The 16,633-nt window shown below is 43.7% G+C and carries 11 protein-coding genes; 6 read left to right on the top strand and 5 right to left on the bottom strand.

All coding sequences use genetic code 11. The features are described from left to right. Positions 1 to 125: 125 nt before the first annotated feature. From H6G92_RS20865 to H6G92_RS20855, 3 genes are read right to left on the bottom strand one after another with little or no spacing between them, the layout of a single operon-like run. Positions 126 to 1,412, bottom strand: coding sequence for a diaminopimelate decarboxylase family protein (locus H6G92_RS20865; protein ID WP_242059258.1), 1,287 nt, complete (start codon positions 1,410 to 1,412; stop codon positions 126 to 128). Further along, positions 1,400 to 3,325 carry an asparagine synthetase B family protein gene (locus H6G92_RS20860; protein WP_242059257.1) on the bottom strand — a complete coding sequence of 642 codons (1,926 nt, stop codon included), beginning with the start codon at positions 3,323 to 3,325 and terminating at the stop codon, positions 1,400 to 1,402. Before H6G92_RS20860 ends, H6G92_RS20865 begins: the two co-directional genes overlap by 13 nt. A 5-nt stretch (positions 3,326 to 3,330) precedes the next feature. Next, positions 3,331 to 3,954, bottom strand: coding sequence for a DUF3859 domain-containing protein (locus H6G92_RS20855; protein WP_190895511.1), 624 nt, complete (start codon positions 3,952 to 3,954; stop codon positions 3,331 to 3,333). Positions 3,955 to 4,151: 197 nt separating this feature from the next. On the opposite strand from H6G92_RS20855, the gene H6G92_RS20850 reads away from it, so the two are divergent. From H6G92_RS20850 to H6G92_RS20830, 5 genes are all read left to right on the top strand, one after another. Continuing rightward, on the top strand, positions 4,152 to 5,183 hold the full coding sequence (locus tag H6G92_RS20850; protein ID WP_190895579.1) for a VOC family protein: 1,032 nt from the start codon (positions 4,152 to 4,154) through the stop codon (positions 5,181 to 5,183). 199 nt (positions 5,184 to 5,382) lie between these two features. Then, positions 5,383 to 6,060, top strand: a complete 678-nt coding sequence (locus H6G92_RS20845; protein WP_190895510.1) for a hypothetical protein — start codon at positions 5,383 to 5,385, stop codon at positions 6,058 to 6,060. 88 nt (positions 6,061 to 6,148) lie between these two features. Then, on the top strand, positions 6,149 to 6,358 hold the full coding sequence (locus H6G92_RS20840) for a hypothetical protein (RefSeq protein WP_190895509.1): 210 nt from the start codon (positions 6,149 to 6,151) through the stop codon (positions 6,356 to 6,358). Positions 6,359 to 6,422: 64 nt separating this feature from the next. Further along, positions 6,423 to 8,087, top strand: coding sequence for an FAD-dependent oxidoreductase (locus H6G92_RS20835; RefSeq protein ID WP_190895508.1), 1,665 nt, complete (start codon positions 6,423 to 6,425; stop codon positions 8,085 to 8,087). A 235-nt stretch (positions 8,088 to 8,322) separates the two neighbouring features. Further along, on the top strand, positions 8,323 to 9,720 hold the full coding sequence (locus H6G92_RS20830) for a sensor histidine kinase (RefSeq protein ID WP_190895507.1): 1,398 nt from the start codon (positions 8,323 to 8,325) through the stop codon (positions 9,718 to 9,720). A 23-nt stretch (positions 9,721 to 9,743) separates the two neighbouring features. Here the strand turns inward: H6G92_RS20830 and H6G92_RS20825 are convergent, their stop codons facing one another. After that, on the bottom strand, positions 9,744 to 11,174 hold the full coding sequence (locus H6G92_RS20825; protein ID WP_190895506.1) for a hypothetical protein: 1,431 nt from the start codon (positions 11,172 to 11,174) through the stop codon (positions 9,744 to 9,746). A 622-nt stretch (positions 11,175 to 11,796) separates the two neighbouring features. Between H6G92_RS20825 and H6G92_RS20820 the strand changes: the two genes are divergently transcribed. After that, positions 11,797 to 12,663, top strand: coding sequence for a GNAT family N-acetyltransferase (locus H6G92_RS20820; protein ID WP_190895505.1), 867 nt, complete (start codon positions 11,797 to 11,799; stop codon positions 12,661 to 12,663). Positions 12,664 to 12,839: 176 nt separating this feature from the next. Here H6G92_RS20820 and mfd read toward each other — a convergent pair whose 3' ends face one another. Beyond that, the gene (gene mfd, locus H6G92_RS20815; RefSeq protein WP_190895504.1) at positions 12,840 to 16,373 is read right to left on the bottom strand and encodes a transcription-repair coupling factor; all 3,534 of its coding nucleotides are present in this window, start codon (positions 16,371 to 16,373) and stop codon (positions 12,840 to 12,842) included. Positions 16,374 to 16,633 lie beyond the last annotated feature (260 nt).

Below are 16,633 nucleotides of genomic sequence, written 5' to 3'. Positions count from 1 at the left end.
ATCGGTAATCTTAACATTACTCATACTAGTCGGTTCAAAGGCAAACGGATGATTGCATTTTATACACCGACCTTGATTAGCTGTCCGGTCTTTTAGTTTATTGTCAGTTCCGCAGTTAATACACTTCATAACGGTTGTTGGATGTTAGTTATTAATTGATTTGTGAGCAAAACACTGTAGTCTTCTCGTTTGCGAATCAGACGGTATGTGCCATTTTCTAGCAAAACTTCCGCAGGTTTGGGGCGGTGTAAAAAGTGAGACGACATGGCATAACCGTAAGCACCGACATCTAGAATGGCAACGATATCACCAATTTCTAAGGCTGGGAGTTGGCAATCTTTCCCTAGATAATCTCGTGAATAGGTGGTGTTACCACAAATATCAGTTGTGAATAGGGAGTGGGGATTGTCTGCTTGCTTCCAGGTGACGATTTCTCGGTAGCCGCCGTGTACTGAGGGTACTGAAAGATTCGCAACGGTAGTATCAACTCCAACAATCTGTTTTTCTCCTTGCCATTTCACAGAAACAACTTGAGCAAGCAAAGTTGCACATCCAGCGATCGCACTTCGTCCCGGTTCAATCACCAAATCAATTTTCCGTCCTAAATGAGTAATTCTCTCGGTTAACTCAGCCCCAAAAATTTCCCAGTCAAAGGCTGCTTTGTTGTGATGATAAGGGTAGCCAAAGCCGCCACCAAAATCTAGATATTCCCAATCTGGTAACTGTTGTGCTGTGGCGATTACCGTATCAATCACCTGGGTGAAAGCCGTTGTTGCATTAGTTCCAGTTCCTCGATAGAAGTGTAAACCACTCAGCTTTAATCCAAACTCAGCAGTTAAAGCGATCGCATCACCAAATTCCTCTGGACGCACACCAATTCGGCTGTCTCCCGTAATTTCTGGCAAATTGAGGCGTAAACCAAGGCGAATATTTTTCTCTCTGCCTTTGGGTAAAACTTCGCAGCACAACTGCAACTGAGGAAGGCTATCAAAATTGAGAGTTGTAATTCCCCAATTCAGGACTTGTAGCATCTCAGCCCGATTCAAATTGCTCCCACTATAAACAATTTCACTAGGATCGAAACCAGCTTGCAATCCCAGGTAAATATCTCCTGGGGTATTAGCATGAAGTCCCCACCCAAATGAACAAAAAATTTTTAACAGCGCAATGTTGCCATTCGTAACACTGGCAAAACGAAATTGCGTGCGCGGATAGCTGACTGCTTTGGTAATCTGCTCAATAGTTTCACCCAAGCGATCGCCATTATAAACATAAAGCGGAGAACTGTAGTTATTCAGTAACTCCTGAGCAAGTTCTTTGCTAAATGGGGGAGATGAAAAAATTAATTTTTCACTCCTAATTCCTAACTCCTCACTCCTAATTCCTAACTCTTTTTTATCTAACCTTGCCATCGCTTATAACTCCTCCATAGCCAAGGATGTAACCAAAACGGATGATCCCAGCATTGTTTACTTAGTTCTTCATTTAAAACATGCGCTCGCCAAAGTTGCCAGATAATAAGTAACCAGAGTGTTTCACCAATCCGACGGCCTTGAATAGCTGCTCCTAGTTTGCCTTCAACGATTTGGGCCGCAATGTGAGGATAAAAGTGATTGTTGGCGCGAAGTATTTCTGGATTTAGCCAGATGCCCAATTGATGCCAAAAATCATTTAAACACCAAGAAGTTAAGGGAACCCCCATACCCCGCTTTTGTCGCCAGACAATTTCCGGTGGGAGCCAATTTTCTACAGCCCGTTTGAGGATATATTTTTCACAAGCTCCTTGTAAACAGAGTTCTCCAGATAGGCGGAATGTCCATTCTGCTAAAGGCAAATCACAAAAAGGCGATCGCACCCATAATCCATGAGCAAACCCCAATGCAGTTGCACGGGGATGGATATTCTGTGCTCCTTTGAGCATCAAACTGGCACGGCGGAGGCGATGCAGCAAAGATGGACATTCATCTTGTTCAAGAGCCGCTAACAGCCAATCTTCGGGATGCAAATTTTGGATCTGTGCATATACCTCCGGCTGATAAACTTGAGATTCATATCCCCCAAGACGGTGAAAAGTGCGGAGATATTGCTGCATAAAAGTTTCCTGTCCGGCGGGATTTTCTGCCTGATAAACACCTGCCGCAATTAAAGGTTTGTTTGTCCAACCAGCAAACAATTGATCTCCACCTTCGCCGTTAAAAATTACCTGAGTTTCCTGACTCGCTCTCTGAGATAGGAGATACAACGGAACACACACGCCATCTCCAAAGGGCAAATCCAATGCTTGTACAGTAGGAATCAGGGCATTCTTGATCGAACTTGGGGTTACTGCAACTTTAATAAGCGGAATTTTGAGAAACTGGGCGACTTGTTCAGCATATGGATATTCTGTAATTCCTGCATCACCAAAATCTAAAGTGTAGGCGCGGACTTTTACCCCTGCTTGTACCAGCAGCGCCGCCACCACTGAAGAATCGAGTCCGCCAGAGAGAAACACCCCAACAGGCTCATCTTTTAAATCGCAAATCTGTCGCCCAATGGAGTCTTTAAGGAGAGTTTGCAATTCGGTAATTGCTGTAGCTTCATCTGTTAACTGTTCTGGCGCTTCCCGCCACGAACGGATATTCTTAGATTGAGGCGTTTGCAGACTACCTAATTGACAATCACTTTGCCAAAATAATTCAGTTCCCGCCGTCACTGCAAATACTCCATTGATGGGAGTTAAGGGTGTGGGAACGTAAGAAAAACAGCTATAGCCATATAACCCAGGAATGCTAACTTCTGAATGCTGCAAAATCGGTAAGAGTAATTGCAGTTGGGATGCAAACCAAATTATTTGTCCTTGCTGAGTCCAATACAAAGGCACTTTTCCGAAAGGTTCTCTTCCCAAAATTAGGCAGTTGTTTTCTTGGAGACTTACCCAAGCATCGGGTGAGCTAAATAATCCTGATGCGGAGATGGCAGCAATTTGATTTTTAGAACTTACAGAGAAGAGATCCCCCAACCCCCTTAAAAAGGGGGCTTTCAAGGTTCCCCCCTTTTTAAGGGGGGCTAGGGGGGATCTAGATTTCAGGTGTTCAGCGTGTAAGTCCTGATTTTGTTGCCTTCGAGAATTTCCATCGATTTCTATATAAACAACATTCCAGATTTTCAGACCTAACCCCCTAACCCCCTTCCCTGCTAGGGAAGAGGGAAAATTCAAAGCCTCTCTCCTTGTAGGAGAGAGGTTTGGAGAGAGGTTTTCCAGAACACTATTTAACAGCGTTTCCAACTCCTGTTGAGCGCCGTAACCCCAATAGCCAAGAAAGTGATGCGGGATGTTGTCCATCTGGACTATTTAACTTCAAAGGTTTCATCGCTAATCTGCCGACCTTCCAGGAACATCTGCACCTTCCAATTGCCAACAGTTGCAGCCGGGTTAATAGTGTAGCGACACTGGGTATCCCAGACAGACGTATTAATTTCGCGGGTTTGATAGTTGTTTTGCTTGACAATTTGACCACTTGGGTCAATCCAATTACAGGAGAGAGCTAGCTTTTTACCCAAGGGTGCATCCTTTAAGGTGACACGATACAACACTTCTGGATTGGTTTGGCGGGAAACTGTCTTCAAGTCACCGCCACTATTTTGTACCAAAGTGATGCCGTCTTGTTGAGCAGAAACACGAGAGAGTGCAGAATTCTGCTGCTGGATGAAAAATATTGTAGATGCAATGGCAACCACTACAACTGCCACAACTCCAGAGGTAATCCATCGATTCCGGCGTTGCTGTATTTCCAGTGCTTGGCGGCGATTTAACTGAATCAGCGCTTCATCTAGTAACTCTGGCGGTAAATTCAACTCCTGTAAAATTTCTCTAACCTGCTGTTGGTCTAATTCCGCTTCCCGACGCACTTGCAGACCTTCTACTTCCGTGACTATTTGGGATAATTGCTCTTGAGTCAGTCGCTGCGTCATAGCTTAACTCCTGTTAAAAAAACTTTATAGCGATCGTTGATTACATCCAATCAGAAGAATCTATTATTCAGTCACATCTCACTTTTGTAGGTACATCATAAGCTACAAAATAAAGTTGTTGCTTTTCGGATTCTTTAAGAGATACTTTTGTCAACACAGACGCGATGAATCGCGTCTCTCCTAATTCAGCACTGATTATGACTCAAGAACAACAAACCGCTATTAAAGGTATCTATGAAGTCTGTATCGGCATCCCAGAGCCAATTTCTGCAATTCAGTATTGGGAGCAATTTGGCTATCGCATTGGTGAAGTGGGTGAATTAACCGCAGATGTAGCCTATCAATTATATGGGGTGAATTCGTCTTTACGCTCAATCCGCCTCTACCACCAAAATTCAGATCATGGTTTGATTCGGCTGATGGTTTGGCAAAACCCCACCCATCAAGGTTTGGGAATAGCATCAATGAAAATTAAAGGAAATCGCTGGGCGACAAGCTTAACAGCAGATGTGTTAAGTATCTTAAATCATATAGAAGATGCAAAAGCCGCAGGTTTCCCTATTAGGCACACTAACCCTTATTGGGAAGTCATCTACAACAAAGAGAGGAAAAGCCGTCCTTTTATTGAGCCAGCAGTTGGGGTGCGAGAAATGCTGCTACTGCAACCCTTGACTCGACAGGTTTTATTTCAACGGTTTGGCTATGCACTACCGCATTACGGACAAGTTAACGATAATGCTGCGCTCAAGACTAGTCAATTTACCCACATGGGGATCATCGTTCAAGATGACAGCAAAGAAACCCTGAAGTTTTACGAAGAAGTTTTGGGTTTGCTGCGTGTGCGTGATGATGTGGAAACTAGCTATGAGTCTTCGCCAGCAGGCCGAGATATTTTTGACCTTAACCCTGGTGAAAAATTTATTGTTACTACCTTTGATGATCCTCGTTCTTCTAAGTCTGACTTCATGGCTGCACGCAGCGGTAGACTTTACATCATTCGATTCCCAGAATCTATTAATTTAGAATCGCGCTTTGAGGCAGCCCAACCAGGTAGCTTGGGTATGTCTTTATATACCTATCGGGTTAAGGGAATACAGGAGTATTGCGATCGCATCAAAGCAAGTACTGTACAAAAAGTTACAGACATCATTAGTAATGAGTTTGGCGAGATGAGTCTCTCTTTTGTTGCGCCAGATGGCTACTTCTGGACTTTACTAGAAGGTAATTAACTAGTGCAAGAGCGTCGTAGACATCGCTAATTTCTTCAAGAGGAGTTATTAAAAGTTTTTACGCGCTCCTCCCCCTGTTGCCAGTTGTCGGGGACAATGCGAAAAAGCGCGATCATACTTTGTATAGCTCAAAAAAGTTTTATTTTGTTGTATTTTAATGGAAAAGGCTGGACATTCTCTACTAAAAATCAGGTAAATTATGCTCCGCTCATCCACTACATGGCTTGTTCCGGTAGCGTTGACTGTAATAAGTTTCGGGTCAAATTTCCCAAGTGCAATTGCACAGACACAATATCCATTTAAAACCACTTACAATTCACAAACGACCCTTACACCCATTACAGAAAACGTTTTAAGAATAAAAAGTCTTGGAGAAAACGTTGATGCACCATACGGTCTAACTAGACTTACAAATATAAGCTATGGTAAATTCAACCCGAATACAGGTGTGATTGCCATTGAGCCAGACCCAGCGGAGTTTGGTCTAGAGAACTTACCGTTTGGCAATCTGACAATCTCTGGTCAAGGAGAAGATAGACTATTTGGAACTGTCAGTGGTAGTGCCATACTTGATTTCCCAAATTCTGTGGGAAGGGTGACTAATACTATATCTATTACTGGTGGCGCGGGCAGATTTAGCGGTGCTACTGGAACGCTCCTTCTTTTGGAGAACCTTACACTCGATAACCCAGATATAACTGCTCCTGTAAGAGGTTTGCCTTTAATCTCAGGTTCAGTTCAAACGTTTCAAACAGTTCCAGAGGCAAGTCAGATCACAGCACTCCTTTGTATGGGAGTGATTGGTTTTTCTGGATTGAATCGTCGGCGCAGTTACGAAAAAAAGACAAAATATTCTCAAGCTCATTCTGGAAGATAGTGAATCGTGAATCACCTAAAGCTGATTCGTGCAATGCTGATGTTAAACGTTCTTCCAGGGTCAATAAAGTGCAAGGAGATGAAAAAGTATGGCTGAACATCCATTTCATGATCAACTGAGTTTAGAAGAACAAACTGAAAAACTCGGAAAGCAAGCAGTAACCTTGGGTTTGATTCCAAGCTTTGTAGTGCATTACTTTCCCGATACCTGGGTATTTTATATCCCTAATAAAAATCAATCCGAACCGTTGACACCAGAAGAGGCATACTTTCGTTTAAAACAACTGGTTAAACAGTAGATATTCTGACGACAGATTTTTGAAGATAACGGCTAGGCACTGCAATTATTAAGTAACACTACTTATGGCGAAACCTGCAATTTTAACCATCGATGATGATCCAGAAGTGTTGCAAGCAGTGTCACGAGACTTGCGGCATCAGTATGGCGATCGCTTTCGCATTGTCCGGGCAGATTCTGGTATTACTGCTCTAGACGCAGTGCAGCAACTCAAATTGCGGAATGAAGCAGTTGCTCTATTTTTGGTGGATCAAAGAATGCCTCAAATGGGAGGTGTGGAGTTTCTTGAACAGGCAAAAGTCATCTTTCCTGATGCGAAACGTGCTTTGCTGACGGCCTATGCAGATACGGATGCAGCCATTAAGTCAATTAATAGTGCCAGACTTGATTATTACTTACTCAAGCCCTGGAATCCACCAGAGGAGCGACTATATCCGGTTTTGGATGATTTGCTAGATGATTGGCTAGCTGGATTCCGCCCACCCTTTGAAGGTATCCGAGTGATTGGTAATCGCTGGTCGCCTTTTTCCCATCAGGTGAAAGACTTCCTGGCGCGTAACCAGATTCCATTTAAGTGGTTAGATATTGAACTGGAACCGGAGGCGGCAAAATTGGTGGAATACGCCCAAGCTGATTGTAGACAACAATTGCCTTTGGTGCTGTTTCCCGATGGTTCTCGATTAATCCAACCATCTAATTTAGAGATTGCCGCCAAAATTGGACTGCAAACCCAGGCAGAGCGACCCTTCTATGATTTAGCGATCGTGGGTGGTGGCCCTGCCGGACTGGCAGCCGCCGTCTATGGTGCTTCTGAGGGATTAAGTACAGTCTTAATTGAGCGTGAGGCTCCAGGCGGGCAAGCAGGTACGAGTTCACGGATTGAGAACTATCTAGGGTTTCCTGTTGGGTTGAGCGGCAGCGATTTGGCACGGCGTGGAGTCACTCAGGCGCGGCGATTTGGGGTAGAAATTCTCACTCCTCAAGTAGTAACCGGAGTTAAGCTGCAAGATCCTTATCGGGTTCTACAATTGGCGGATGGCAGCGAGATTAGTTGCCATGCACTTTTAGTTGCAACCGGCGTTTCCTACCGTTGGCTAAATATTCCAGGAGCCGAGAAGCTCAAGGGAGCAGGAATTTATTACGGTGCTGCCATGACTGAAGCGATCGCCTGTACTAATGAAGAAGTTTACCTAGTAGGCGGGGCAAATTCTGCTGGACAAGCAGCAATGCATTTTTCTAAATATGCCAGCAAAGTGATCATGTTGGTGCGGGGAGAATCGCTTTCATCGAGTATGTCACAATACTTGATTGACCAGATTGCAGCGACTGCAAATATCAAAGTTTGCACAGGTTGTAGCGTTGTGGAAGTGAAGGGAGATGAAAATTTAGAAGAAATTGTGATTGCCCATGCCAAGACTGGACAAACTGAAACCGTGCCAGCGCGATCGCTTTTTATCTTCATTGGTGCTAGCCCTAAAACTGATTGGCTCGATGGTGTTATTCAACGCGATGCCCAGGGGTTTATCCTCACAGGACCGGACTTGATGCATAATGGCAAATCTCCTCAAGGTTGGCGTTTGGAACGCTCTCCTTTCTTACTAGAAGCCAGTGTTCCTGGCATCTTTGCGGCTGGAGATGCGCGATCTGGGTCAATTAAGCGGGTGGCATCCGGTGTGGGAGAAGGTTCCATCGCCATTCAATTCGTTCATCGCTACCTAAGTAATGTTTAAGTGAAGCGGTGAATACCAAGCTGTTTAAGTAAAATCTGCAACCCCTCCCTGCCCTCTCAACTACGGCGTACACACAAGTCTCTTGACCCGCATCTTAGTTGCATCGACCCGCATCTTAGTTGCATCGACCCGCACCTTAGTTGCATCAACCTGCAAAAATTAACCCACCCTACGTTACACAGCAACTTTAAAAAACTTGTGTGTACACGGTAGGCCCTCTCAAGGAGGTTCATGAATGTTATGTATTGAAGAATTGATCAACTTAGACCCGTTTCAACGGCTTTCTAAAGAGCAATTGGAGTGGGCTTGCGATCGCGCTCAAACAGTTGAACTCCGCACCGGAGAAGTGTTGACGCATGAGGGAGACCCTGGACGCGGCTTATTTATTTTAGTCAAAGGTAAAATTAAGCTTACTCGCCGCAGTGAAGGAGTTGAAATTCCCATCGGGCAACACGAAGCTCCATCCTTTTTTGGGGAAATTCCAGTCCTCACAGATGAACCTGTACCTGTGACAATGCGGGCATTGACAAATTGCAACCTATATGAGATTAAGGCAGAGGACTTCCGTAAACTGCTACATGAATGTCGTGATTTTGAACGGATGGTCTTCCGCATTATGGAACGTCGGCTTCGGGGGCTAGAGTCCTTTATTCGTGGGCGGGAAAAGATGGCAGCTTTAGGGACACTTGCCGCCGGTCTAGCTCATGAACTCAACAACCCAGCCTCAGCCCTCGTTCGTACCTTAGGGGAAATGCCGGCCGCCATCCTGGAACTACAACGAATGAACTTAGTTTATGGGCAACGCAATGTTGAGGAAGCCCATACTCAAGACTGGTTGAGACTGCGCGATCAAGGCTATGATGCGATTTTGAATAATCGTCTAGATCCGGTGACACTAAGCGATCGCGAAACCGTGTTGCTGGAATGGTTAGAAGACTATGGTGTAAAGCAAGCCTGGAAATTAGCGGAACCTTTAGCGGAAGGTGGTGTTGAGGTCGAAACCCTAGATAAGATGATGGAACGTTGGCGCAACGATGAGACCGAATTACGAGAAATCGGATTGCACTGGCTATCGCTCTCATTTGAAGTCATGTCGATGATTAAACATGGTTTGCGAGGAGCCGAGAGGATTTCTGAACTTGTGCAATCGATGAAGTCTTATGCTTACCTCGATCAAGGCATTCAGCAAGAAGTAAATATACATCAAGGTTTAGAAGATACATTACGATTGTTTGTTCATAAACTTAAGTGCGACATCCAAATACAACGCAATTACGATCAACATCTTCCTAAAATCCTTGCCTACGGCAGTGAACTGAATCAAGTGTGGACGAACTTAATTGACAACGCCATTGATGCAATGAATAGTAAGGGATTGCTGGAAATTACAACTTGGCATTGCGATCGCTTTGCTCATATTGACATAATCGATTCTGGCAGTGGAATTCCACCTGAAATTCAAACGCGCATTTTCGAACCCTTTTTCACCACCAAATCAGTGGGGCGTGGTTCAGGACTCGGTTTGGAAACCGTTCGCCGGATTATAGAAAATCGTCATCATGGTACGCTCTCATTTGAGTCACAGCCGGGCAGAACTTGTTTCACTATCTGCTTACCTTTGCCAAATCAATAAACCTATCCCACCAATAGTGGAGATTAGCGATCGCCTTTGCTAGAGCTTAAATCATCTGCACTATTTAGAGAATCACTACTATCTAGTTGATTTGGCAGTGTATTTGACGCGACTACACTATTAGCTAGTTTTTTTTGCAATATATTTAAACTATCTACATCGCTTGATAACTCATTAGTAACTGGTTTATATTCAGAGTTTTCTCGATTAGCGCCTGCTATTTCTTCTGCTTTGCCTATAAAATCCTTTGCTAGTCTTTCACTAAAGCCAACAACGAATGCTATTACAAAAATTAGAGACCTTTGTTGGTCTTGAGATGATTCTGGATTGGTAGTTGGATTTAGCTTAAAGACACTTGGATTAATAAACATTAGTATTATTCCAGAGTTAATCAAAGCCAAAAACAAAACAGCAAATGCTCCCCCGATCATTGGTTTAAAAGCACCAACAAGAAATGGAGTTAATGGGTCAGAATATTTCTTCTTCTGAAATTCTTCAATTCTGATTAAAATACTGATAATACTACCTAATGTTCCTGCCGAAATAGCTAAACTTAGTTGGAGCAGAAATTCATTATACTTCGCATTCACAGATTGTCTTTTGCTATATTGTGCATTTAATTCAGCAAGATTACTATTTAGTGTGGTTAGCTCTGTACTCTTAAATTCTGTATTTTTTTGTGATATTATACTGAGTTCTTTAATTTCTTCTTTACTTTGTTTCAATTTACTACCATCATTTATGGAAGTAGAATTTATCTTTTCTGATTGATTATCTTGTTCAGCTTTATTTTGGATTTGCTCAACCCGGTTATCTGTATACTTTTGAATCTCTTTTATTTCATTTTGTAATAATTTTTTGCTGATATTATAATTATTATTGTTGTAATAATTAACAATTTCTGAGAAAATCCAAAGTCCTGCGATAGAAGAAGAAGTAATTCCTCCATATATAAAAACGGCACTGATAAGCCCAAAAATTACTTTAGTTGTCGTTGATGGTGAACGGTGGACTGATAGAAATGGATTGATAATAAATCCTGTGAGGGGATGTTCATATTTGCAAACAATTTGTTCAACATCAAATCTAATAGCTTGAGCAATATTGATATTCGATGATGATTCACGCAGAGCTTCTATTGCAAATATTAAAGCTTTAGAGAGTTCAGTAAGTTCTATTTGAATTTTATCCCGATTGTCAGGTATAACTATTCTCGGTATTTTGTCCCACCAAATCTTTTGTGGTGTATTTCTATTGATGAGTTTTTGAAGTCTATTAAACAAGATAATTATTTGAGATATTTCTTTTCCGGCTGCTATCAATCCTTCTTGTTTAATTGGATCTACAAAACTATTTAGATTGTTTTTATAAAAATCTTTTATAAGTGCTTGGATAAGTGTTCTACTTTCATCTAAATTCCAATCATTATCAGTTATCTTTTGATTAGAAATCATTTTGCCTCCAATTATTTTCTAAAGTTTATAAGTGTTGAATAGGGCTAGTACAGCAAAGCGCAAATCCAGTTAGTTTGAAAAGATAAAGGTAGGGAAACTTTCATCACAGTGTACTAGTGAATATTTTTAAGCTCATCCCGCCCCTAAAAGGAGATGGGATAACACGTGCATACTGATGACGGTTGACGGTTAACAGTCATCAGTCAACAGTTAACGGCGGCAGGGCGGCTATCCCGGACACCCTAAAAAGCAAGTGGACTTCCCGCCGCCTTGGTGAAATAGTTTGAGGAAATTTGTCAAGATACTCAACCACTTTGTTTTTGCTTAGTTGCTGCTTGTATCGATCATTCACTTTTTAGCATGGAATATACAATTGGTCAGTGAATAGTACACTCAAGGGTACTTTTGGTATAGAAGCATTCGCAAAGTGTCTGTCTGCGGCACGCTGCGCGTACCCCTCCAGGGAAACTGCGCGTAAGCGTCCCGCAGGGAACTTAGAGAAGTTGTTTGTCACCAAACATCGCTGCGGTTATTCTAGGTATAACCAGCTTTACAAGTGGCATTGGTACTATTACCAAAACCGCTTATTCGGTAAACTGAATTGGACACTCAGGAGTTTTTTGTGCCTACTTTGAGAACCCTGCAACCTGGAGATGAAGTATCGCTAGAAGCATTTCTCTTGCAACACACCGATACTTCTATGTTTTTGCGCTCTAATTGGCGAACTGCGGGACTGCTTGATGAAGGCGCAAGATTTCAAGGAACTTATGTAGCGGCATACATAGATGAAACTATAGTGGCAGTTGCAGCCCACTTTTGGAATGGCATGGTAATAGTCCAAGCCCCTGTACATTTGCCAGAGGTGGTGCAAGCAGTTGTGGCACAATCAGGGCGTGTCATCTCTGGAATTAGTGGGCCAGCAGCACAAGTTGAAGCGACAAAAAGCATTTTGGGACTTAGCAACCGACCAACTCAGCTTAATGAGCCTGAGATATTGTTTTCTCTGGCACTGCGAGACTTGCAAATACCTCAAGCCTTAGCAGCGGCCAAGTTGCAGTGTCGTTTACCACATCCAGAAGAGTTGGAATTACTCACCGAGTGGTGCGCTGCTTATAATGTGGAAACTTTAGGACAAACAGATACTCTCAGTTTGCGTCCAGCTTACCGTGTCGTAATTGAAGCACGTCAAGCTATGGCTATGCATTGGGTTTTGCTAGCAGGAGATACTCCAGTTTCTTACTCTGCCTTTAATGCCAGCCTGCCTGATATTGTGCAAATTGGTGGAGTGTGGACACCGCCAGCCCTGCGGGGTAAAGGCTACGCCAAAAGTGTGGTAGCAGGCTCGTTGCTAGATGCGCGATCGCAAGGAGTAGAACGCGCTATCTTGTTTACAGGTCATAATAACCAATCAGCCCAAGCCGTTTATCGAGGAATCGGGTTTTTACCTACTGGCGAGAAGTATGGTTTAGTGTTATTTGAAGATACTTAGGCTTGAACAATATTGGCTTAAACACAGATATAGCAGCTTACCTTATCCCCCCTTTTCCATATCCTGTGAAAAATCAGGTTTACAAAAGGCAATGTATGCGACGAGCTACGCCTACGCAGACTTCTTTCCGAGAGCGATCGCCTGTAATCCTAATTAATAATGCTGATTGCTTTTGATTAAACAACAGCCGCCTCTGGAATCGCACCTTGCATTCTCCCGAAAGCATCAATCAAATTCTGCAATTGTTGATCTGCTTTAAAAACTCCTAACCCGCGCACTGTAACTTTACCAGGAGAATATACAAAGCGCGTTTTGAGATTGTCGGGTAAATTCGCTGCTAACAAATTCCAAGCTGGTTCTTCCATTGGTGTTTCTAAAACGACGTGCTGCTTGTTTTCTGGTTTAATCCGGCTAAATCCGAGTTTTTTCGCTAGCTGTTTGAGTTCCATGACTCGCAGAAGTTGATTTGCAGACACTGGTAAAGTACCATAGCGATCGCTCCACTCGGCAGCAATCTGCTTTAATTCTGATTTAGATTTAGCTGTCGCCACCGCCCGGTATGCACTCATCTTTTGATCCAAATCGGTAATGTAATCTGCTGGGATAAATGCTGTCAGGTTGAGGTCAATCTGCGTATCCTCCACTTTCGGTATTTCTTGTCCTCGGATTTCCCGTATTGCTTCTTCCAGCATTTCCATGTATAAATCAAAACCGATGGCATTCATTTGACCAGATTGTTCTGCACCTAGCAAGTTACCTACACCTCTAATTTCCATGTCGCGCATCGCTAGCTGATATCCAGAACCTAGCTGAGTAAATTCCTGAATTGCTCGTAATCGTTGCCGTGCCGCATCAGATAATTGCCGTTGCTTCGGATAAAATAACCAAGCATGAGCTTGGATACCTGCACGTCCCACACGACCGCGTAATTGATATAACTGTGCCAATCCAAAGCGGTGAGCATCTTCAATCAAAATCGTGTTGACTCGCGGAATATCTAAGCCAGATTCAATAATTGTCGTACAAACAAGGATGTCTGCGTCACCATTACTGAAGGTGAGCATGGTTGATTCTAACTCGCTTTCATCCATTTGACCGTGAGCGATCGCAAATCTAGCTCCCGGTAAAACTTCTCGTAAATTGGCTGTTGTCTCTTCAATTCCGTCCACTCGCGGAACTACATAAAAAACCTGTCCACCTCTATCTAATTCTTGACGAATTGCAGTGCGGATACTTTCGGAATTTATTGGTGATAGATGGGTTTTAATCGGTCGTCTGGTTGGGGGTGGCGTGGTAATCAAACTCATTTCCCGAATTCCCGACAAAGACATATACAAAGTCCGGGGAATGGGTGTGGCGGAGAGGGTTAGCACGTCCACTTGAGTTTTCAAGCTTTTAATTTTCTCTTTTTGGTTTACCCCAAATCGCTGTTCTTCATCCACCACCAACAGTCCTAAGTCCTTGAATGATACACCTTTTCCTAAAATTTGGTGCGTACCAACCACTACATCTAATTCACCCGTTGCCAACCGCTTTTGAATATCACGGCGTTCTTCAGCAGAACGAAAGCGGTTGAGTAAACCGACATTTACGGGGTAGGGTGCAAAACGTTCTTTGAGTGTATGGTAATGCTGCTGTGTTAAAATAGTAGTTGGCGCAAGGAGTGCCACTTGTTTACCGGCGGTGACTGCTTTAAAAACAGCACGAATCGCCACTTCCGTCTTACCGAAACCGACATCGCCACAAACTAAGCGATCCATTGGGCGCTCGCTTTCCATGTCTCGTTTCACATCTTGTACAGCTTTCAGCTGATCCGTTGTGGGTTGATAGGGGAAAGAATCTTCCAGTTCCTCTTGCCAAGGCATATCACCTGGGAAGCTAAAACCTTGTTGTTGCGATCGCGCTGCATACAGTTTCAACAAGTCCACCGCCAATTTTTTGATGGCTTTACGGACTTTATTCTTGGTATTTTCCCAAGCTTTCCCGGTCATCCTGTTGAGTTCCGGTGCTTTGTCACCTGCGGCGCGGAACCGAGATAAAGCACCTACTTGATCGGCTGCAACTCTGAGTAACCCATCAGCATACTGAACTACCAAATAATCACGAGTTTCGTTATTAATCGTCAAACTTTCCAGCTTGACAAATTTGCCAACACCATGATTTCTGTGAACCACATAATCGCCTGGACGCAGCTTATTGGGATCAACTTGCTTAGAAGTAGCTTTGTGGCGCTTACGGATATAGCCGGGAGTCGCCAAGGAATGCTGCCCAAAAAATTCCCGATCTGTAACTATTACTAATCGGTATGTAGGCAGAATAAAACCTTCTAGTTCGGCAAGACCAGAATATTTTAGGGCTATGGGAGTATGGTTAATTTGGAGCTTATCTATCGCTTGGTAGTCGCGGGGATTGGGGATAAACTGAGCCGGACAATCATGTTCTTGCAATAGAGAGACAGAACGTGAAGGTTGAGCAGAAAGCAGCCAAATAGAGAAATTGCGATCGCGTTCTTGGCGGATGGTTTCAGCTAGTTTAGCAAACTGGTGCGGTGTGACTGGAACAGGTCGGCTGGCAAGATTGATCCCATCATTTTCCTCTGCCAGTTCCGAAAAATATAATGTTTTAAATTTTGCAACGTCAGCCAGACACTGATCAAACGACCGATGAATTTTTGGCAGGTTTAATTCTTCGCCAGTCCCCAGTCTCCACTGTTCCTCTGCATTTTCTACCCAGCGATCGCTATGAGCATGACACTGTTCTGGCTCATCAATGGCAATCAGGGTATTTTCTGATAAATAGTTTAGCAGGGACGCTGGTTGCTCGAAAGCCAACCCCAAAAAGCGACGACTACCCTCCAAGAGTGATGAGTTCTCAGTGCTAAGTTCTGAGTCAGAATTTAACTTATCACTCATAACTCGCAACTCAGAACTATTCTTCAGTGCCCCCATGACGATGGGAGCAAAGCTAGTGGGGGTAAGAATTAACTGATCAACTTTGTCGAGGGCGGAACGTTGGGTTGCTGGGTCAAATTCCCGCATTTGCTCGATTTCATCGCCAAACCATTCCAGGCGGACTGGAAACTCAGATGAGACTGGGTACACATCAACAATATCGCCCCGCCGGCTCCACTGTCCTTCTGTTTCCACCAGAGGTACTCGTTCGTATCCCAGAATAGTTATTTTCTCACTGAAGCTATTCAGGTCTAATTCCATCCCCCGCTTCAATGTAAGACAGAATTGCCCAAAAGCTTCTGGTGGAGGCAAATGAGGTTGTAACGCCCCTTGAGTAGCCACAATTGCCAAAGTTCGCTTAATTCCGGGATTGGGGAGAGTGTTGCTCATTTCTCTGTCCCCTGTTCCCTGTTCCCTATCCCCTGTCACCAAATCTGCCAGTACTTGCATTTGCCCCCAACTCATCTCAGTTTCCGGGTCAAAAGGTTCGTAAGGAGAAGCCTCGGAGGTGGGGTAAAAATGTACTGTTTGCCATCCCATTGCCTCCAGTTGTGCATAAACGCGTCCAGCTTCTTCCAGAGTGGCGCAAACCACAAACAAATCCTTGCCCTGAGACTGCGCCAAAGCCGAAGCCACCAAACCCTTGGGTAGTCGAGGAATGCCATTTAACCGCAATTCTTGTTGTCGGTTTAGCTTAGAAATAAATTCAGTGGTGAGCGGCGATCGCGCTAAGGCACGCACAATAGAAGAAAATGACATAAGTACTACTAGCGGTGGGAGTCTTTGTCTGACTTTTCACGGGATGTGGAAAAGGGGATTGGTTCGCGACCAGCTATCGCGAACCAATCCTCTGGACTTAAGATAATTTGCGTCCTCTAATATAAGGTGCTTGTAAGCTAATCGGCATTTAAGCTGCATAATATAAATGCAGAATAGATTGAAATTAACTATGCCACCACCAGCCAAAAACTTTTTAACTTCGGAACAAATTACTCAGCTACAGCAGGCTCTTAAGGAGA

This window comes from Nostoc foliaceum FACHB-393 (genome assembly GCF_014698505.1).
Classification (GTDB): domain Bacteria; phylum Cyanobacteriota; class Cyanobacteriia; order Cyanobacteriales; family Nostocaceae; genus Nostoc; species Nostoc foliaceum_A.
The sequence above is the reverse complement of the archived record's forward strand: the minus strand, read 5'-3'. Positions and strand labels throughout refer to the sequence as shown.

Bases quoted from the DNA above. Each gene is read 5' to 3' on its own strand.
- H6G92_RS20840 (WP_190895509.1), top strand. From the start codon at position 6,149: ATGGCTGAACATCCATTTCATGATCAACTGAGTTTAGAAGAACAAACT.
- H6G92_RS20860 (WP_242059257.1), bottom strand. From the start codon at position 3,325: ATGGACAACATCCCGCATCACTTTCTTGGCTATTGGGGTTACGGCGCT.
- mfd (WP_190895504.1), bottom strand. From the start codon at position 16,373: ATGTCATTTTCTTCTATTGTGCGTGCCTTAGCGCGATCGCCGCTCACC.
- H6G92_RS20825 (WP_190895506.1), bottom strand. From the start codon at position 11,174: ATGATTTCTAATCAAAAGATAACTGATAATGATTGGAATTTAGATGAA.
- H6G92_RS20865 (WP_242059258.1), bottom strand. From the start codon at position 1,412: ATGGCAAGGTTAGATAAAAAAGAGTTAGGAATTAGGAGTGAGGAGTTA.
- H6G92_RS20850 (WP_190895579.1), top strand. From the start codon at position 4,152: ATGACTCAAGAACAACAAACCGCTATTAAAGGTATCTATGAAGTCTGT.
- H6G92_RS20830 (WP_190895507.1), top strand. From the start codon at position 8,323: ATGTTATGTATTGAAGAATTGATCAACTTAGACCCGTTTCAACGGCTT.
- H6G92_RS20845 (WP_190895510.1), top strand. From the start codon at position 5,383: ATGCTCCGCTCATCCACTACATGGCTTGTTCCGGTAGCGTTGACTGTA.
- H6G92_RS20855 (WP_190895511.1), bottom strand. From the start codon at position 3,954: ATGACGCAGCGACTGACTCAAGAGCAATTATCCCAAATAGTCACGGAA.
- H6G92_RS20835 (WP_190895508.1), top strand. From the start codon at position 6,423: ATGGCGAAACCTGCAATTTTAACCATCGATGATGATCCAGAAGTGTTG.